This is a genomic window from Paracoccus lutimaris (genome assembly GCF_003337565.1).
Classification (GTDB): Bacteria; Pseudomonadota; Alphaproteobacteria; order Rhodobacterales; family Rhodobacteraceae; genus Paracoccus; species Paracoccus lutimaris.
Genome location: NZ_QPJL01000010.1, coordinates 57,172 through 74,845 on the forward strand (window position 1 = coordinate 57,172; position 17,674 = coordinate 74,845).

Genomic DNA, 17,674 nt, shown 5'->3' on the forward strand with positions numbered 1-17,674 from the left:
ATTCAAAGGTTCCGCAGCATGCCCCATGCGCAAAAACCCACTGTGCAACACATCCGTGATGCACTGGAAAACGCGATCGTGGACGGCAAGTTTCTGCCCGGCGAGCGGCTGGACCCCGAGGCGCTGGCCATGCGTTTTGGCTGTTCGCGCACGCCCATCCGCGAGGCGTTGCAGGCGCTCGAGGGCTCGGGACTGGTCAGCGTGCGCGCCAAGCGCGGCACTTTTGTCACAAAACTGGGCGTGCCCGAACTGGCCGAGCGATTCGAGGTCATGGCCGAGCTTGAAGCGATGTGCGCCCGGCTGGCCGCCCGCCGCGCCTCGCCGCCCGAAATCGAAACCATCCGTGCCGCGCAAGCCGCCTGCATGCGCGCCGTGACCACAGGCGACAGCGACGCCTATTATTACGAAAACACCGCCTTCCATCACGCGATCTATGCCGCGTCGCGCAATGCCTTTCTCGAGGCCGAGGCACTGCGCCTGCAAGCCATGCTGCAGCCCTATCGGCGGCGGCAATTGCAGTCCCGCGGCCGGATGAAGCGCTCTCTGGAAGAGCATCAGACCATCGTGGACCTGATTGCGGCGGGCGAGGCCGACGCCGCCGCCGCCGAGATGCGCAACCATGTCGTGATCCAGGGCGACCGTTTCCACGATTTGGTGGCCTCGATCCGCATGGCGGACGCCTGAGCGCAGGCTGGCGTTCGGCCCCGGAAATGCAGGCCGGCGATGACGAACGCCGCCCAGAACACCGTCTCAGCGACCATCAGCATGACTGCACCGCCGCTCAGGCCAAGCATCCGGACCAGCGACGTCTCGATTGCGACGGCGGCAATGGCGATGGCTGCCAAAGTGCCGCAGATCACGACCGAGCCGCCGATCACCTCCGCGCAGCACCAGCTTCGCCCCGATAGGGCGCGTGGCGATCAGCCCAAGCAAGGATCGTCAGCACCGCCCCCGCCGCAGCCAGCGCGTTTGGACATGCCCGCGGCGCACTCAGCCTCTCGACCCAGATCCGCGCCACAGCCGCGCCACGACCAGCCGCAGGATCCTGCCGGCGGTATCGAAACGAAACGACAACGGCGATGTTTCCTGTGATATTATAGGCAAAGCCTGCGCCCTTGCGCCCTGCCGGGCCGGAATGATAGACCGGGCGTCAAGTTCGCGGGCAGGCACGTCGCTGGCCCGCACCAGCCAAGCAACACCATGTTGATTCAAGGGGAAAGCACGCGCATGACGATGACACGGACCAGCTTTGACAAGGAAGATCTGCTGGCCTGCGCCCGTGGCGAACTTTTCGGCCCCGGCAATGCGCAATTGCCCGAACCGCCGATGCTGATGATGGACCGCATCACCGATATCTCGGGCGACGCCGGACTGCACGGCAAGGGCCATGTCGTGGCCGAATTCGACATCCACCCCGACCTGTGGTTCTTTCCCTGCCACTTCCCCGGCAACCCGATTATGCCTGGCTGTCTGGGCCTTGACGGTCTGTGGCAACTGACCGGCTTCAACCTTGGCTGGCGCGGCTGGCAGGGTCGCGGCTATGCGCTTGGTGTGGGCGAGGTCAAGCTGACCGGCATGGTCCGCCCCGACCGCAAGATGCTGCGCTACTATGTCGACTTTACAAAGGCTGTTCAAACCCGTCGCCTGACCATGGGCGTCGCCGATGGCCGCGTCGAGGCCGACGGCGAAACCATCTATGAAGTCAAGGACATGAAAGTGGCCCTCTCGGCCGCCTGATCCATGCACAAGGAGCACGCCATGCGCCGTGTCGTCATCACCGGGCTGGGCATCGTCTCTCCCATCGGCAACAATGCCACCGAAGTCACCGAAAGCCTGCGCGTCGGGCGCTCGGGCATCGTTTTTGCCCCTGAATATGCCGAGCACGGCTTCCGCAGCCAGGTCCATGGCATGCCCCAGATCGTGCTGGAAGATCACATCGACAAGCGCAATCTGCGCTTCATGGGCGCTGGCGCGGCCTATAATTTCCTGGCGATGGAGCAAGCCATCGCCGATGCCGGTCTTGCCGCCGAGGATGTCTCGAACGACCGCACCGGGCTGGTCATGGGCTCGGGCGGCCCCTCGACCGCAAATCTTTTCGACGCGCATCGCATTGTCATTGAAAAGGGTGCGCCCAAGCGCATGGGGCCGTTCATGGTCACGCGCTGCATGTCCTCGACCAATTCGGCCTGTCTTGCCACGCCGTTCAAGATCCGGGGCGTGAACTATTCGATTACCTCGGCCTGCTCGACCTCGGCGCATTGCGTGGGCAACGGGACCGAGCTGATCCAGATGGGCAAGCAGGACATCGTCTTTGCCGGTGGTGGCGAGGAACTGGACTGGACGCTGTCCTGCCTGTTCGACGCCATGGGCGCCATGTCCTCGAAATACAACGATACGCCGCAAACCGCCTCGCGCCCGTTTGACGCGACCCGCGACGGCTTTGTCATCGCTGGCGGCGCGGGCGTCGTCGTACTTGAGGAATTGAACCACGCACTGGCGCGCGGCGCAAAGATCTATGCCGAAGTGACCGGCTACGGCGCGACCAGCGACGGCTATGACATGGTGGCACCGTCGGGCGAGGGCGGCGAACGTTCGATGCGGCTGGCGCTGTCCACCCTGCCCGAGGGACGGCGTGTCAGCTATGTCAACGCCCATGGCACCTCGACCCCCGTCGGCGACGTCGGTGAAATCAAGGCCCTGCGCCGCGTCTTTGGCGAAGGCGCGGTGCCGCCGGTTTCCTCGACCAAATCGCTGACCGGCCATTCGCTGGGCGCGACCGGCGTCCACGAGGCAATCTATTCGCTGCTGATGATGCAGAACGGCTTCATCACCGCCTCGGCCAACATCACCGAGCTTGATCCCGAGATCCGGCCCGAGGAAATCGCGATGCAGCGCGTCGATAATGTTGATTTTGATAGCATCCTTTCCAATAGTTTCGGCTTTGGTGGCACCAACGCGACGCTGCTTTTGTCGAAGTACCGCGAATAAACGAAGAAAAGGTTAAGCCATGGGCGATATGTTGAAGGGAAAACGCGGCCTTGTGATGGGGGTCGCGAATGACCGCTCGATTGCCTGGGGGATCGCGAAGGCGCTGGCCGATCAGGGTGCCGAGCTGGCCTTTTCCTATCAGGGCGAAGCCTTTGGCAAGCGCGTCGAGCCGCTGGCCCAGTCGCTGGGTTCGGATTTCCTGATGGATGTCGATGTCACGGACGACGATTCTCTGGGCCGTGCCTTTGATCAGATCGGCACACGCTGGGGCGGCATGGATTTTCTGGTCCATGCCATCGCCTTTTCGGACAAGAACGAGCTGACCGGCCGCTTTATTCATACAAGCCGCGACAACTTTAAGAACTCCTTGACGATTTCCTGCTATTCGCTGATCGACCTCGCCCGGCGGGCGCAGCCTCTGATGACGAATGGCGGCTCGATCATCACGCTGACCTATGGCGGGTCGAACCGGGTTACACCGTTCTACAATGTCATGGGGGTGGCCAAAGCTGCACTGGAATCCTCTGTCCGTTATCTCGCCAATGATCTGGGTCCCGACGGGATCCGGGTGAATGCGATCAGCCCCGGCCCAATGAAAACCCTGGCCGGCGCGGCCATCGGCGGCGCGCGCAAGACCTATCGTCATACCGAGGCGAATGCGCCCTTGCGCGCCAATGCCACGCTAGAAGCGATCGGGGGCACGGCCGTCTGGTTGTGCTCGGATTGGGGCGCCTGCACCACCGGCGAGATCGTACTCGTCGATGGCGGCTATCATGTTCTGGGTATGCCGCAGACGGAAAATCTTTGATGATCCGGCATTTCCGGGCCGAGGATGGCGCACGCCTTGCCTATCGCGATGAGGGTGAGGGGCTGCCCGTTCTGGCGCTGTCGGGGCTGACCCGGAACGGCACGGATTTCGACTATCTGGCGCCGCATCTGCGGGGCGTGCGACTGATCCGGCCGGATTACCGGGGGCGCGGGGCCTCGGACTGGACCGGAGCCACGACTTATACCGTGCCGCAAGAGGGCAAGGACGCGTTAGCGCTGCTGGACCATCTGGGCATCGAAAAGGCAGCGGTGCTTGGCACGTCGCGCGGCGGGTTGATCGGCATGCTGCTGGCCGCCGTGGCCCGGGACCGGGTGCTGGGCCTGTGCCTGAACGATGTCGGTCCCGAATTGGAACGCGCCGGGCTTGAGCGCATCTTCGACTATGTCGGGCGCAACCCGGCCGCGCGCAGCCTTGAGGAACTGGCCCAGCGACTGCCTGCGGCTATGCCGGGCTTTGCCAATGTGCCCGCAAGCCGTTGGCTGGAGGAAGCGCAGCGACATTACGTCGAGACGCCCGAGGGCGGGCTGCGGATCAATTACGACCCGGCGCTGCGCGAGGCGTTTCTGGCCGCTTTTGATGGGCCGGCGGTGGATATGTGGCCACTGTTCGATGCTGCGCAGGGCTTGCCATTCGCGCTAATCCGGGGGGCGAATTCGGATCTTTTCTCGCGCGAAGCAGCCGGGCGCATGCGGCAGCGTCGCCCGGACATGATCTTTGCCGAAGTGCCCGACCGGGCGCATATCCCCTATCTGGACGAACCGGAGGCTCTGGCCGCGATTGAGGCATGGCTGGCCCGAATGCGCTAAGGCTTTAAGGCGATATCCTGCACAGCCCGCCCATTTCCATGGCTGCCCGGTTCATCGAAACAGCGCTGGCCCTCATACCCTTCATCAACGCAGATGGAACCTGGGATGGGCGATCATTCCCAGCCGGCGAATGGCGTGACCAGAAAAGCCACGATGCTCATGGAGGTCATGTCAGTTGGATGCGTGTGGTGGCATGAGGAATTTCGCCGCTTACTTCCGGTTCGCTCCTTAGCAAGCGGGTCACGAATACCACTCGGAATGCAGATTAACCGTGTCATCCAATTGCTGCGCGCCGTATGAGCAATCGCGCGGCTTGACGCGCTAGCAATCTCACTCTGCCAAGTACGACATTCGATCAAGCGATCTCGTTGAACCAGATCGGATCGCCCGCGCAGAAAGCCGCGATCCAATACTGAATGTATAGTCAAAACACGGGCAGACGCAGCCATCTGCGCCTGCCCGGTTTCTGTATGCGGGGGAAACTGATCCCCCGCAGATCAGCCAATCACCCCGCCAGCAGCGCGGCGTTACCGCCAGCGGCCGTGGTGTCGACACAGAGATGGCGCTCATGCGCGACATGGGCCTGATCGGGCCCGGCGGTGATCAGCGGTGTGATTGGCCCCTTGCGCGTGGCCAGCGCCCGCATATAGGCGCGGCCAGTCTCGGCATCACCCCACCAGATCGCGGCGGAGATATCCTTGATCGCGGCCAGCGCCTCGGGGGTCAGGTAACCGTCCACCGACAGCGCAAGCCCGCCAAGGGCTTCGACCGCGGCGGCCTGCGCCTTGACCGTCTCGGGTCCCGGACCAAGGCACAGCACCGACGAGCGCGGCAGGATCATCAGCCGGTTCAGCTCACCCGTCGGGCCGGGCATGATCTGCTCGGATACCGGCTTTTCGGCGCCATGGGCGGCGGCGCGGCTCAGCACCCGGCTGTCGGCATGCTTGCTCCATTCCGTGCCCGCCGGGACCGGCTCGGGCGCGAAGAAACGCGCCAGATAAAGCGGACCGCCCGCCTTGGGACCGGTGCCCGAAAGCCCCTCGCCGCCAAAGGGCTGGCTGCCCACGACCGCGCCGATCTGGTTGCGGTTGACGTAGATATTGCCGGCATGAATCGCCTCGGAGACCTCTTGCACGCGGGAATCGATCCGGGTGTGCAGGCCAAAGGTCAGGCCATAGCCGCGCGCGTTGATGTCGGCGATGACACGTTCAAGCTGGTCGGCGCGGAAGGTCGCGACATGCAGCACCGGGCCAAAGACCTCGCGGTCCATGTCCTTGATACCGCTGACCTTCAGCAGGACCGGGGCGATGTAATGGCCCTGTTTCGGCGCCCAGACGCGGTGCAGGATGCGACCGGCATTGGCGTCGGTATAACCCTCGATCCCGTCCTGGGCCTCGGCGTCGATCACCGGGCCGACATCGGTCGCAAGGCTCCAGGGATCGCCCACGCGCAGCTCGTCCATGGCGCCCTTGATCATGGCGATCAGGTGAGGGGCGATGTCTTCCTGCACATAAAGGCAGCGCAGGGCCGAGCAACGCTGACCGGCCGAGCGGAAGCTGGAGGCCACGATATCGCGCACCGCCTGTTCGGGCAGCGCGGTCGAATCGACGATCATCGCGTTCAGCCCGCCGGTTTCGGCGATCAGGGGCGTCCCCGGCTCCATATGGTCGGCCATGGCGCGGGCGATGATCTGCGCGGTCTCGGTCGAGCCGGTAAAGACCACGCCCTTGATGCGCGCGTCCGAGGTCAGCGCCGCACCGACCGTGCCGCCCTGCCCCGGCAGCAGTTGCAGCGCCGATGCGGGCACGCCGGCCTGATGCAGCAGCCGGACGGCAATGGCCGCGATCAGCGGGGTCTGCTCGGCAGGCTTGGCCAGCACCGCATTCCCGGCCATCAGCGCGGCCGCGATCTGGCCGGTAAAGATGGCCAGCGGAAAGTTCCACGGGCTGATCGCGGTGATGATGCCACGCGGGGCATTGGTCGCGGCCTCGCCCTCGGCGGCGTAATAGCGCAGGAAATCCACGGCTTCGCGCAGCTCGCCCACGGCATCGGGCAGGATCTTTCCGGCCTCGCGCGCCAGCGTCGCAAAGATCGGGCCGAATTCGGCCTCGTAAAGATCGGCGGCGCGACGCAGGACGGCGGCGCGCTCGGCAGCCGGGGCGTCCCAGATGCGGGCATCCTCGATGGCGCGGGCGACGGTGGCGGCATCGGCCTCCAGCACATGGGCGACCAGCTCGCGGTTCGCAGGGTTCACGACCGGGACGCGGGTGCCGGTGGGGGCCGAGACGGTCAGCGGCTCGGCATCGGGAATGGCGCAGCTGCGGGCGTTCTCGATCCGGGCCAGCGTGCCCTCGTCGCTCAGGTCAAAGCCCTGCGAGTTCGGGCGCCCGGCGCCAAAGATCGCCTGAGGGGCCAGCAGGCTTGCCGGGGCCTTGGCGTCCGCCAGCGCCTCAAGCGGGTCGCGGGCGACCTGTTCGGGGGTCACGGATTCGTCCACGATCTGATGGACAAAGGACGAGTTCGCACCGTTTTCCAGCAGGCGGCGCACCAGATAGGCCAAGAGGTCGCGATGCGCCCCGACCGGCGCATAGATGCGGCAGCGGCCCTTGGTGTCATTCAGCACGATGTCATGCAGCCGCTCGCCCATGCCATGCAGGCGCTGGAACTCGAACGGGATGCCATCGACCATTTCCAGCACCGCCGCGACGGTCTGGGCGTTATGGGTGGCGAATTGCGGATAGATGCGGTCCGAATAGCCGATCAGCTTACGGGCATTGGCGATATAGCTGACATCGGTCGCGACCTTGCTGGTGAACAGCGAAAAGCCCGGCAGCCCTTCGACCTGGGCGCGCTTGATCTCGCTGTCCCAATAGGCGCCCTTGACCAGACGCACCATGATCTTGCGGTCAAGCCGCGTGGCCAGCGCGTAAAGCCAGTCGATGATCTGGCCGGCGCGCTTGCCATAGGCCTGCACCACGACGCCGAACCCGTCCCAACCCGCAAGCGAGGGATCCGACAGCACCGCCTCGATCACCTTCATCGACAGGACCAGCCGGTCCTGTTCCTCGGCGTCGATATTCATGCCCATGCCGCCGGCCTTGGCCTGCCGCGCCAGGGACAGCACGACCGGAACCAGCTCAGCCAGCACGCGGGATTCGTGGGCGACCTCATAGCGCGGATGCAGCGCCGAAAGCTTGATCGAGATGCCCGGGTTCAGCTCGACCGAGCCCTTGTCACAGGCCTTCGCGATCGCCGCGATGGCGTCGGAATAATCGCGGGCATAGCGCGCGGCATCCGCCCCAGTCATCGCCGCCTCGCCCAGCATGTCATAGCTATAGGTAAAGCCCTGCGCCTCGCGGGTCTTGGCGCGGTCCAAGGCCTTGTGGATGGTCTCGCCCAGCACGAACTGGCGGCCCATTTCCTTCATCGCGCGGCCGACGGCGGCGCGGATCACCGGCTCGCCCAGACGGCGGATGGCGCCGCGCAGCGTGCCCGCAATGCCGCCCTGATCGTCGTCCAGCACCTTGCCCGTCAGCATCAGGGCCCAGGTCGAGGCATTGACCAGCGACGAGGACGCCTCGCCCAGATGCCGGCCCCAGTCCGAGGGGGCGATCTTGTCCTCGATCAGCGCGTCGATGGTTTCGCGGTCCGGGACGCGCAGCATCGCCTCGGCCAGACACATCAGGGCGACGCCCTCGCGGGTCGAAAGCCCGTATTCCGACAGGAAATGTTCCATCAGCGTGGGCTTGGCCTCGGCACGGATGCGGCGCACCAGATCGGCGGCGCGGGCGGTGATCGCGGCGCGCTCGCCGGGGCTCAGCGCGGCCTCGGTCACCAGACGGTCCAGAAGCGGGCCCTCGGGCTGGAATTTCATATCAAGATCAAGGGCGGAAAGGGGGATGGCGGGCATGGGAATCTCCTGCGGTCTGGGGCGTCTGATATCGGGAAAGCCGTGGACCATGTGACCATAATGTGGCAAATCGATAGGCGATCACAGCAAAATCGACGGGAATTCTGGACCATGGACGAAGCTCTGGACGCCACCAACCGCAAAATCCTGCATGAGCTGGTCGCCAATGCCCGAATTCCGGTCACGGAACTGGCGCGCAAGGTCGGGCTGTCCAAGACCCCTGTCGCCCTGCGCATCCGCCAGATGGAGGAGATGGGCCTGATCACCGGCTATCGCGCCATCCTGTCGCCGCTGCAACTAGGCCTGACCCATGTCACCTATGTCGAGGCGCGGCTATCCGACACCCGCCAGAAGGCATTGGAGCAATTCAACGCCGCCGTCCGCGCCATCCCCGAGATCGAGGAGTGCTACATGATCGCCGGCGGTTTCGATTATCTGATGAAGGTGCGCTCACGCGATATGGCCGATTACCGGCGCATCATGGCCGAAAGCATCTCGGCCCTGCCCCATATCCACGCCACGACCAGCTATGTCGCCATGGAGGCGGTGGTCGAACAAAGCTGGACCGCGATCTAGGGCCCGGCCCCGGCCATTTCATGGGTGGCCAGCGGATGCGCGGCGCCCCAGATGCGGGCCGCCTCGCGCGTCAGCATCCGCGCCTCGGCCCGGTCGAGCCGCGCGCGGGCACGGGAAATGTCGCCGCCCGCCTCGCGAAGCGCGCGCCGCCAAAGCCGCAGCGCCGAGGCCGCGCTCCATGGCAGCGCAGCGCCTGCCAACCAAAGCCGCAGCTCGGCCGGCAGGCGGTCATATTGCGCCATGGGCCGGCCGCTGCCGCCGCGCGGCAGGGTGGTGGCAAGGTTGCCCGCCTTATCGCGCCCCCGCATCATGCCGCCTCGCATCATCCGGTGCGGCTTTCCCATTTCGGAAAGGGATCGGACAGCGCCACCCAGCGCGAGGGCTGGAAATCCTCATCCTCCAGCAGGGCGGCGTCCAGCGCGGCGGTGATCGCCTGACGGTCGAGCCCGGCGCCGATAAAGACCAGCTCCTGCCGGCGGTCGCCCCAGGGGTCAAGCCAGTTGCGGCGCATTTCGGACAGGGCCTCGGGATGGGTCGGCCAGCGCGAGCGCGGCACGCTTGCCCACCAGCCGCCCAGCGGCGTCACCGTGGACATGGCGCCGGCAAGGCTGAATTCGGCCACCCAGTTCGGGCGCGAACCGATCCAGAAATGCCCCTTGGCGCGGATCACCCCCGGCAGATCGCCGTTCAAGACGCGGTGCAGGCGCTGCGGATGAAAGGGTCTGCGCGCGCGATAGACGAATGAGGAAATGCCGTATTCCTCGGTCTCGGGGGTGTGCTGGGCAAAGCCGTAAAGCTCTTGCGCCCAAAGCGGGTGCTCATGGGCGCGGTCAAAGTCGAACAGCCCAGTGTCAAAGATGGTGCTGGCGGGGACGCGGCTGTGATCCGTCTCGATCAGCCGGGCGACCGGGTTCAGCGCCCGGATGATCTTGCGGGCCTGATCCAGCCGCTGCGGTCCGGCATCGCCGACCTTGTTCAGCACGATCACATCGGCGAATTCGATCTGGTCGGTCAGCAGGTCGACCAGATTGCGGGTATCCCCCTCGCCCAGCGACTCGCCACGGTCGGCCAGAAAGTCGTGGCTTGAGAAATCCTGCGTCAGGTTCACCGCATCGACCACCGTCACCATGGTATCAAGCCGCGCGATATCCGACAGGCTGTGACCATCGGCATCGCGGAAATCAAATGTGGCGGCGACCGGCAGCGGTTCGGCAATGCCGGTCGATTCGATCAGCAGATAGTCAAAGCGCCCCTCATCCGCCAGCCGCCGCACCTCGGTCAGAAGGTCGTCGCGCAGCGTGCAGCAGATGCAGCCATTGGTCATCTCGACCAGCTTTTCGTCGGCGCGCGACAGCGATGTGCCCTCGCGCACCAGATCGGCGTCGATATTCACCTCGGACATGTCATTGACGATGACCGCGACGCGGCGGCCCTCGCGATTGTTCAGGACGTGGTTCAAAAGCGTGGTCTTTCCCGCGCCCAGAAAACCCGACAGGACCGTGACCGGCAGGCGCCCGTCTGCTGAGGGGGCCAAAGGGGGGCTGGCTGGCATGGCTTACCTTTATGTTATGTTATTACATTTCATAGTTAGCGGATCGCCCTTCACCCCGCAACCCGGTTTCTGTGGCAGCCCGCCCGCGCCTCGGCTAAAGCGGGCCTCAGGGGGCGCGCATGGATTTCAAATGGCTTGAGGATTTTCTGGTGCTGGCCGAGACGCACAGCTTTTCGCGTTCGGCCGAGCTGCGGGGCGTCACGCAAAGCGCCTTTTCCCGCCGGATCCGCGCGCTGGAGGAATGGCTGGGCACCGATCTTTTGTCGCGCGACAGCTATCCGGTGACCCTGACGCCCGAGGGCGTGCTGTTTCGGGAAACCGCCGAGGAAACCGTGCGCATGATCCATGCCCGCCGGGCCGAATTCCGCGACCACGCCCGCGCCCGCGGCGGCGAGATTTCGTTTCTGTCGCTGCACAGCCTGACCGTGACCTTCCTGCCCGGCTGGCTGATGCGGCTGAAGGCGGCAACGGGCCAGATGACCAGCCGCGTCAAACCCGAGAATTTCGACCGCTGCATCGAGGCCTTGTCCGAGGGCGGCTATGACTTTTTCCTGACCTTCGCCCATCCTTTGGTGAATATCCCGCTGGACCCGGCGGGATACCCGCATCTGGTCGTCGGCCATGACAGTCTGGTCGCCGTCGCCCGCCCCGGCTGGCCGCAGGAATGGCTGAGCGACGGCATGCCGATGCTGCAATATTCGCGCGGCTCGTTCCTGAACAAGATGGCGCGCATCGCCTTGGCCCAGCCCGGCGCGCCGCGCGTCTATGTCGCCCATACCGACGAATCCTCGATGGCCGAGGCGATGAAAAGCATGGCAGTCGCAGGCCATGGCGTCGTCTGGCTGCCGCGCCGGATGGTCGAGGCCGAGATCGCCGCCGGCCGGCTGGAGATCGTCGCCCCCGAACTGCCGATGGAGATCCGGCTTTACCGCAATGCCGCACGCGGGCGCGGCATCACCGGCCGGGTCTGGCAGGCGGCGCGCGATCTTGGTGAAGGTTATGCAAAAACGGAATAACCCAGCGCGACTTGGCATTGGCGGATTCGCCAAAACCCGCATATCTGGGCGGCATCGGGGCTGAAGCCGCCCCTGACCACAAGCAATTTCCATACGCAATGCGCATGACGCCACCGGACCGCCCTAGGGGTGATTGGTGCCGCATGCGCGATAGGTGAAGATGATGAAAACGCGCATCGAACATGACCTGCTAGGCGACCGCGAGGTGCCTTTCGACGCCTATTGGGGCGTCCACACGCTTCGCGCCGTCGAGAATTTCCCGATCTCGGGCCGCCCGATCGGCGAGGTCCCCGAGCTGGTGCGCGCGCTTGCATCGATCAAGGCCGCCGCCGCCATGGCCAATGCCGATCTGGGCCTGCTCTCGGCCGAGCGCCGCGACGCCATCGTCGCCGCCTGCGAGGAGCTGCGCGCCGGCAAGCTGCATGAGCAGTTCGTCGTCGACCAGATCCAGGGCGGCGCCGGCACCTCGACCAATATGAACGCCAATGAGGTCATCGCCAACCGCGCGCTGGAACTGATGGGCCATGCCAAGGGTGAATACAAATACCTGCACCCGAACGAGCATGTGAACATGGGCCAGTCGACCAATGACGTCTATCCGACGGCGCTGCGTCTGGCCGCGTGGCGGGGGCTGAACAACCTGATCATCGCGCTGGAATCGCTGCGCGGCGCATTCGCCGACAAGGGCGTGGAGTTCGGCGACATCCTGAAAATGGGCCGCACCCAGTTGCAGGAAGCGGTGCCGATGACGCTGGGACAGGAATTCAACGCCTTCGCCATCACCATCGGCGAGGACGAGGCGCGTCTGGCCGAGGCCGCCCAGCTTTTGTGCGAAATCAACCTGGGTGCCACCGCCATCGGCACCGGCATCACCGCCCACCCCGAATATGCCGAGCGCGTCCGCGCCCGTCTGGCCGAGATCACCACGATCCCGGTCGTCACCGCTTTCGATCTGGTCGAGGCGACGCAGGATACCGGCGCCTTCGTGCAGGTCTCGGGCGTGCTGAAACGGGTCGCGGTCAAGCTGTCAAAGATCTGCAACGACCTGCGGCTTCTGTCCTCGGGGCCGCGCGCGGGGTTCAACGAGATCAACCTGCCCGCCAAACAGGCCGGCTCGTCGATCATGCCGGGCAAGGTCAATCCGGTCATCCCCGAAGTGGTCAATCAGGTCGCCTTCGAGGTGATCGGCAATGACGTCACCATCACCATGGCGGCCGAGGGCGGCCAGTTGCAGCTGAACGCATTCGAGCCGGTGATCGCCTATAGCGTCAACCGCTCGACCAGCCACCTGATCGCCGCCTGCAAGACGCTTGAGGACAATTGCGTGCGCGGCATCACCGCCAATCGCGACGTGCTCAAGGAAACCGTGCGCAACTCGATCGGGATTGTCACCGCGCTGAACCCCTATATCGGCTATGCGGCGGCGACCGAGGTCGCGACCGAGGCGCATCTGACCGGGCGCGGCGTCTATGATCTGGTGCTGGAAAAGGGCCTGCTGGCCAAGGACCGGCTGGATGCGATCCTGCGCCCGGAAAACCTGACCAAGCCCCAGCATTTCATCAACTGATCCGCCATCCTGTCCCCCAGGCAGGACAAACCTGCGGCCCCGCCTAGCCGGGGTCGCAGGCGATTTCATCAAGAAGGAACGCGCGGAACTTGCGGATCGCCGGACGGTTCCGGCGCCCCGGCGGATAGACCAGCCAATAGCTGCGCCCGTTCTTGGCCGCCAGCGGAAAGGGCTGGATCAGGCTGCCCGTCGCCAGCTCAAAGCGAAAGAAGCGCGGCGTCAGCATCGCCACGCCATAGCCCGCCAGCGCCGCCCGTGCCTCGTGCAGGTCGGTGGTCAGCGTCAGGCCGGGTTTGGGCGGCGTTTCCCAGAAATCCACCCCCGCCTCGCGCATCCAGACCGCCCAGTTGCGATCACCCCGATCCAGCAGCGGCAGCTTCAACAGGTCCGCCGGCTCACGAATGTCATATTTCGCGGCGAGCGTCGGCGACAGCATCGGCGAATAATCCATTTCCATCAGATGCTGCGCCGTCAGGCCCGGCCAGTTGCCGGTGCCGCCGCGAATGGCCACGCTGATATCCTCGCGCGCGAAATCGACGATGGAGTCACTGGTTTCCAGACGCACCGCCAGATCGGGGTTGTTCATCTGGAACTTGCCCAGACGCGGCGACAGCCACGCCCCGGCGAATGTCGGCATGGTCGAGATCGACAGCGTCGAGACCAGATCGGTCGTCGGATCGGCATAGGCCTCGCGCAGGATCTCGAAGGCGTCGATGGTCGGGCGCGCGAACAGCGCCCCGGTTTCGGTCAGCACCACCTCGCGCGGCTTGCGCAGGAACAGTGGCGCGCCCATGCGCTCCTCGAGCATGCGGATCTGATAGCTGACCGCCGCCTGCGTCATGCCCAGTTCCTCGGCGGCGCGGGTAAAACTCAGGTGGCGGGCGACGGCCTCAAAGGCGCGCAGAGCCGCCAATGGCGGGATAGACATAAGACGTCCTTATAGGCATGTGCCGAGGCTTTGTTGGCAATCCGGGCGCGACAGTATCATCATCGGGATATGGATCAACAGCAAGCAGATACAGGAGGCTGCCATGTCCCGCGATCTTGCAACACGCGCTCCGTCCGGTCTTTTCCGGCGCCTTTCCAACCTGCTCGGCTTTGATGCGGTCGATAAGCAGAGCCTATCGCGCTGCGCCGATCGCATGACCGCGCTGGACGATCCGGCAACCCGCCGCGCCCTGGCAGATCTGCCGCCGGAGCTGCTGCTGGATATCGGCGTGCGTGATCTGAGCCATCATCTGCCGACGCCCGAGCTGCCCGACGGGGATGCGCTGCGCCGCCATATGTGGTGACCTGCGGCCGGCATGATGACCGGCACATCGGGAACTCGCGAACGCGGCACCGGCCCCCGGCGCCGCGTTTTCAGTTTTTCGCACGGTCCACTCACCAGGACGCAATCTTGCCGCCGCATTGCGACGAGGACCCGAATTTGCTAGATTTCCTGTCATCGGGCCTGCCCGCTCCGGTCAGCGCATCTTACACCCGGGCAGTCCTTCCCAAGCCCGTGACGACGGCCGGCCCCGAGCGGCAGCGGGTGGCATCTGAGCCGTGTCTGCGCTAAGAAGGCTGCTCCCGCGTCGCAGCCCCGCGAACCACCGGGGATCAGACAGAGAGGGCCGACCCATGCGCGTCCCCCCGGGCGTATATGTCGAGGAAACGCTAGGCGGCCGCGCGCCGATCCCGGGCGTTTCCACCTCGAACACCGCTTTCATCGGCGTCTTGCCGCGCGGCCCGGTCGGACGCGCCATCCGCATCGCCTCATGGGCGGACCATGAGCGCAACTTCGGCGGGCTGCACCCGGATTGCGAAACCAGCTATGCCCTGCACACCTATTTCCTGAATGGCGGCGGCATCGCCTATGTGGTGCGGGTGGCGAATGGCGCGACACCTGCCTTTGTCGCGCTGCCGCCGGAGAATGGCGGCATCACCCTGACCGCAAGCTCGCCCGGCGCATGGGGCAACAGCCTGCGCGTCGGGATCGCGCATGCCGGCGGCACCGGGATCACGACCTTCGATCTGCTCATCCGCGAATATCGCGGCAATGACCTCATCCGCGAGGAAAGCCATATCGGGCTCTCCGTGATCGCGGGCCATCCGCGCCATGCGGGCCGAGTATTGGCCGCCGAAAGCCGGCTTGTCACCGCCGCCGCCCAGCTTTCGGACAGCCTGCCCGACAGGACGCAGGCGGATGGTGCCGGTCTCGCCACGCTGGAGGCGCTGCGTCTTTTGCACCCGGACGGGCTAAGCGCCATGTCCGGCGGCACCGAGGGCATCCTGCCGGCCGACAGCGACGCCTTCGCCGCCCTGACCGGCACCGCCCATATGGCCGGAATTGCGGCGCTGGATGCGATCGCGCCCGACATCTTCAACCTGATGTGCCTGCCCGACCTGTCGGTCCTTGGCCAGTCCCGCAGCGCGGCGGCCGCAGCGGTCTATCGGGCCGCCAACAGCTATTGCGAGCGAAACCTGGCCTTTCTGATCGTCGACAGTCTGGCCGACACCACAGACGCCAATATCGGTGCATGGACCAGCGCATTGGGCAGCACGGTCCGGCGCAATGCGGCGCTTTACTATCCCCGGCTCATCGGCCCCCACCCGCTGCACCCGGCGCAGGACCGCATCCTTGCCGCCTCGGCTGCGGTGGCCGGGGTCTATGCCCGCATCGATGCCGCGCGCGGCGTCTGGCAGGCGCCGGCGGGCACAGAGGCCGGGATCTCGGGCGGACGGCCCGTCGATCCCATGACCGACCCCCGGCAGGACCTGCTGAACGCACAGGGCATCAACGCGCTGCGCATCTTTCCGACCCTCGGCACCGTGATCTGGGGCGCGCGGACGCTGGACGGCGCCGATGCGCTGGCCTCGGACTGGAAGTACATTCCCGTGCGCCGGTTGGCGCTTTACATCGAGAGCTCGCTGCTGCTCGGGCTGCAATGGGCGGTGTTTGAACCCAATGACGAACCGCTCTGGGCCTCGGTCCGGCTGCAGGTCACCGATTTCATGAGCCGGCTGCACCGGCAGGGCGCGTTTCAGGGTGCCCCGGAGCGCGACGCGTTTCTGGTGAAATGCGACGCCGAGACCACGTCCCAGGCCGATATCGACCTGGGCGTCCTGAACATCCTTGTCGGCTTTGCCGCGCTGCGGCCGGGTGAATTCATCATCCTGCACATCCAGAAACGCATGCAGAGCAATGCCTGAGCGGACCCGGCACGGCCCGGCTCAGCGCATCTCCTCGCAAAACGCCTTGATGCGGGCACAGGCATCCGCCAGCACCGCTTCCGAGGTCGCATAGGACACGCGGAAATGCGGACTGAGACCAAAGGCCGCGCCAAAGACCACGGCGACGCCGGTTTCATCCAGCAGCGCGGTGGCGAAGGCCTCGTCATCCTTGATGACGGTGCCCCCGGCCGAGGTCTTGCCGATCAGCGCATGGATCGAGGGATAGACATAGAACGCCCCCTGCGGCACCGGGCAGGAAATGCCGGGGCAATCATTCAGCGCCGCGACCACCAGATCGCGACGGCGCTGAAAGATGGCGCGGCTGGTCTCGATATAATCCTGCGGGCCGTTCAGCGCCGCCAGCGCCGCATATTGCCCGATCGAGGACGGGTTCGAGGTCGATTGCGATTGCAGCTTGGCCATGGCGCGGATCAGCACCTCGGGGCCGGCGCCATAGCCGATGCGCCAGCCGGTCATGGCATAGGATTTCGACACGCCATTCATGGTCAGCGTGCGATCCTTGAGCCCCGGCTCGATCTGTGCGGGGGTGACGAAGCGGAAATCGTCAAAGACCAGATGTTCATAGATGTCGTCGCTGAGCACCCAGACATGGGGATGGCGCATCAGGACATCGGTCAGCGCCCGCATGTGATCCGCGCCATAGCCCGCCCCCGAGGGGTTCGAGGGCGAATTCAGGATCAGCCATTTCGTCCGGGGCGTGATCGCCGCCTCAAGCTGTTCGGGGGTGATGCGATAGCCCGCCTCCATCCCGGCCGGCACGATCACCGGCGTGCCCCCGGCCAGCAGCACCATGTCGGGATAGCTGACCCAATAGGGCGCGGGAATGATCACATCATCGCCCGGGTTCAGCGTGGCCATCAGCGCATTATACAGGATCTGCTTGCCGCCGGTGCCGACGCTGACCTGCGCCGGGCTGTAATCAAGGCCGTTTTCACGGGCGAACTTGTCGCAGATGGCGCGTTTCAGCGCCGGCATCCCGTCCACGGCGGTATAGCGGGTATGGCCGGCATCGATGGCGGCTTTCGCGGCGTCGCGGATATGTTCGGGCGTGTCGAAATCCGGCTCTCCCGCCGACAGGGTGATGATATCCTTGCCCTCGGCGGCCAGCTGCTGGGCGCGGCCGGTCATGGCGATGGTGGGCGAGGGTTTGACGCGGGCAAGCGTCTGGGACAGAAAGCTCATCGAATTCATCC

15 protein-coding genes are annotated in these 17,674 nt (G+C 65.3%); 10 read left to right on the forward strand and 5 right to left on the reverse strand.

Going from position 1 to position 17,674, the window contains the following annotated elements; translation table 11 throughout:
• Nucleotides 1–18: 18 nt before the first annotated feature.
• The 5 genes from DFP89_RS10730 (at nt 19) to DFP89_RS10750 (ending at nt 4,623) form a co-directional block, all read left to right on the forward strand.
• Nucleotides 19–684: a GntR family transcriptional regulator gene (locus DFP89_RS10730; protein WP_114349389.1), complete on the forward strand. Its 666-nt coding sequence runs from the start codon at nt 19–21 to the stop codon at nt 682–684.
• 543 nt (nt 685–1,227) lie between these two features.
• A complete protein-coding gene (gene fabA, locus DFP89_RS10735; RefSeq protein WP_114349472.1) occupies nt 1,228–1,737 on the forward strand; it encodes a bifunctional 3-hydroxydecanoyl-ACP dehydratase/trans-2-decenoyl-ACP isomerase in 510 nt (169 codons plus the stop codon).
• A gap of 21 nt (nt 1,738–1,758) precedes the next feature.
• Nucleotides 1,759–2,988 (forward strand): beta-ketoacyl-ACP synthase I, encoded by a 1,230-nt coding sequence (gene fabB, locus DFP89_RS10740; protein WP_114349390.1) that lies wholly within the window; start codon nt 1,759–1,761, stop codon nt 2,986–2,988.
• 19 nt (nt 2,989–3,007) lie between these two features.
• Complete coding sequence (locus DFP89_RS10745; RefSeq protein ID WP_114349391.1) at nt 3,008–3,796, forward strand: enoyl-ACP reductase FabI; 789 nt, start codon at nt 3,008–3,010, stop codon at nt 3,794–3,796.
• On the forward strand, nt 3,796–4,623 hold the full coding sequence (locus DFP89_RS10750) for an alpha/beta fold hydrolase (protein WP_114349392.1): 828 nt from the start codon (nt 3,796–3,798) through the stop codon (nt 4,621–4,623). The genes DFP89_RS10745 and DFP89_RS10750 overlap by 1 nt, the downstream gene beginning before the upstream one ends.
• Before the next feature lie 505 nt (nt 4,624–5,128).
• Here the strand turns inward: DFP89_RS10750 and putA are convergent.
• Nucleotides 5,129–8,533: a bifunctional proline dehydrogenase/L-glutamate gamma-semialdehyde dehydrogenase PutA gene (gene putA, locus DFP89_RS10755; protein WP_181870311.1), complete on the reverse strand. Its 3,405-nt coding sequence runs from the start codon at nt 8,531–8,533 to the stop codon at nt 5,129–5,131.
• Nucleotides 8,534–8,644: 111 nt separating this feature from the next.
• Between putA and DFP89_RS10760 the strand changes: the two genes are divergently transcribed.
• Nucleotides 8,645–9,109 carry an Lrp/AsnC family transcriptional regulator gene (locus tag DFP89_RS10760; protein WP_114349393.1) on the forward strand — a complete coding sequence of 155 codons (465 nt, stop codon included), beginning with the start codon at nt 8,645–8,647 and terminating at the stop codon, nt 9,107–9,109.
• Here DFP89_RS10760 and DFP89_RS10765 read toward each other — a convergent pair.
• Both DFP89_RS10765 and zigA read right to left on the reverse strand, forming a co-directional pair.
• The gene (locus DFP89_RS10765; RefSeq protein ID WP_220269830.1) at nt 9,106–9,417 is read right to left on the reverse strand and encodes a DUF6525 family protein; all 312 of its coding nucleotides are present in this window, start codon (nt 9,415–9,417) and stop codon (nt 9,106–9,108) included. The two genes, DFP89_RS10760 and DFP89_RS10765, sit on opposite strands and share 4 nt — an antisense overlap.
• Nucleotides 9,418–9,431: 14 nt before the next feature.
• Complete coding sequence (zigA, locus tag DFP89_RS10770) at nt 9,432–10,661, reverse strand: zinc metallochaperone GTPase ZigA (protein WP_114349394.1); 1,230 nt, start codon at nt 10,659–10,661, stop codon at nt 9,432–9,434.
• A 119-nt stretch (nt 10,662–10,780) separates the two neighbouring features.
• Between zigA and DFP89_RS10775 the strand changes: the two genes are divergently transcribed.
• Both DFP89_RS10775 and aspA read left to right on the forward strand, forming a co-directional pair.
• Complete coding sequence (locus DFP89_RS10775) at nt 10,781–11,677, forward strand: LysR family transcriptional regulator (protein WP_114349395.1); 897 nt, start codon at nt 10,781–10,783, stop codon at nt 11,675–11,677.
• Between the two features lie 160 nt (nt 11,678–11,837).
• Nucleotides 11,838–13,244 (forward strand): aspartate ammonia-lyase, encoded by a 1,407-nt coding sequence (gene aspA, locus DFP89_RS10780; protein ID WP_114349475.1) that lies wholly within the window; start codon nt 11,838–11,840, stop codon nt 13,242–13,244.
• Nucleotides 13,245–13,287: 43 nt separating this feature from the next.
• Here aspA and DFP89_RS10785 read toward each other — a convergent pair whose 3' ends face one another.
• Nucleotides 13,288–14,172, reverse strand: a complete 885-nt coding sequence (locus DFP89_RS10785; protein ID WP_114349396.1) for a LysR substrate-binding domain-containing protein — start codon at nt 14,170–14,172, stop codon at nt 13,288–13,290.
• A 103-nt stretch (nt 14,173–14,275) separates the two neighbouring features.
• Between DFP89_RS10785 and DFP89_RS10790 the strand changes: the two genes are divergently transcribed.
• Together DFP89_RS10790 and DFP89_RS10795 are read left to right on the forward strand one after the other, a co-directional pair.
• Nucleotides 14,276–14,536 (forward strand): hypothetical protein, encoded by a 261-nt coding sequence (locus DFP89_RS10790; RefSeq protein ID WP_114349397.1) that lies wholly within the window; start codon nt 14,276–14,278, stop codon nt 14,534–14,536.
• A 331-nt stretch (nt 14,537–14,867) separates the two neighbouring features.
• Nucleotides 14,868–16,439, forward strand: a complete 1,572-nt coding sequence (locus DFP89_RS10795; protein WP_114349398.1) for a phage tail sheath family protein — start codon at nt 14,868–14,870, stop codon at nt 16,437–16,439.
• A gap of 21 nt (nt 16,440–16,460) precedes the next feature.
• On the opposite strand, the gene DFP89_RS10800 is transcribed toward DFP89_RS10795, so the two are convergent.
• The gene (locus tag DFP89_RS10800) at nt 16,461–17,663 is read right to left on the reverse strand and encodes a pyridoxal phosphate-dependent aminotransferase (RefSeq protein WP_114349399.1); all 1,203 of its coding nucleotides are present in this window, start codon (nt 17,661–17,663) and stop codon (nt 16,461–16,463) included.
• Nucleotides 17,664–17,674 lie beyond the last annotated feature (11 nt).

Coding starts and splice junctions, on each gene's coding strand:
- DFP89_RS10775 (WP_114349395.1), top strand. CDS start 10,781: ATGGATTTCAAATGGCTTGAGGATTTTCTGGTGCTGGCCGAGACGCAC.
- DFP89_RS10760 (WP_114349393.1), top strand. CDS start 8,645: ATGGACGAAGCTCTGGACGCCACCAACCGCAAAATCCTGCATGAGCTG.
- DFP89_RS10800 (WP_114349399.1), bottom strand. CDS start 17,663: ATGAGCTTTCTGTCCCAGACGCTTGCCCGCGTCAAACCCTCGCCCACC.
- DFP89_RS10790 (WP_114349397.1), top strand. CDS start 14,276: ATGTCCCGCGATCTTGCAACACGCGCTCCGTCCGGTCTTTTCCGGCGC.
- aspA (WP_114349475.1), top strand. CDS start 11,838: ATGATGAAAACGCGCATCGAACATGACCTGCTAGGCGACCGCGAGGTG.
- putA (WP_181870311.1), bottom strand. CDS start 8,533: ATGCCCGCCATCCCCCTTTCCGCCCTTGATCTTGATATGAAATTCCAG.
- DFP89_RS10785 (WP_114349396.1), bottom strand. CDS start 14,172: ATGTCTATCCCGCCATTGGCGGCTCTGCGCGCCTTTGAGGCCGTCGCC.
- DFP89_RS10795 (WP_114349398.1), top strand. CDS start 14,868: ATGCGCGTCCCCCCGGGCGTATATGTCGAGGAAACGCTAGGCGGCCGC.
- zigA (WP_114349394.1), bottom strand. CDS start 10,661: ATGCCAGCCAGCCCCCCTTTGGCCCCCTCAGCAGACGGGCGCCTGCCG.
- fabA (WP_114349472.1), top strand. CDS start 1,228: ATGACGATGACACGGACCAGCTTTGACAAGGAAGATCTGCTGGCCTGC.
- DFP89_RS10765 (WP_220269830.1), bottom strand. CDS start 9,417: ATGCGGGGGCGCGATAAGGCGGGCAACCTTGCCACCACCCTGCCGCGC.
- fabB (WP_114349390.1), top strand. CDS start 1,759: ATGCGCCGTGTCGTCATCACCGGGCTGGGCATCGTCTCTCCCATCGGC.
- DFP89_RS10730 (WP_114349389.1), top strand. CDS start 19: ATGCCCCATGCGCAAAAACCCACTGTGCAACACATCCGTGATGCACTG.
- DFP89_RS10745 (WP_114349391.1), top strand. CDS start 3,008: ATGGGCGATATGTTGAAGGGAAAACGCGGCCTTGTGATGGGGGTCGCG.
- DFP89_RS10750 (WP_114349392.1), top strand. CDS start 3,796: ATGATCCGGCATTTCCGGGCCGAGGATGGCGCACGCCTTGCCTATCGC.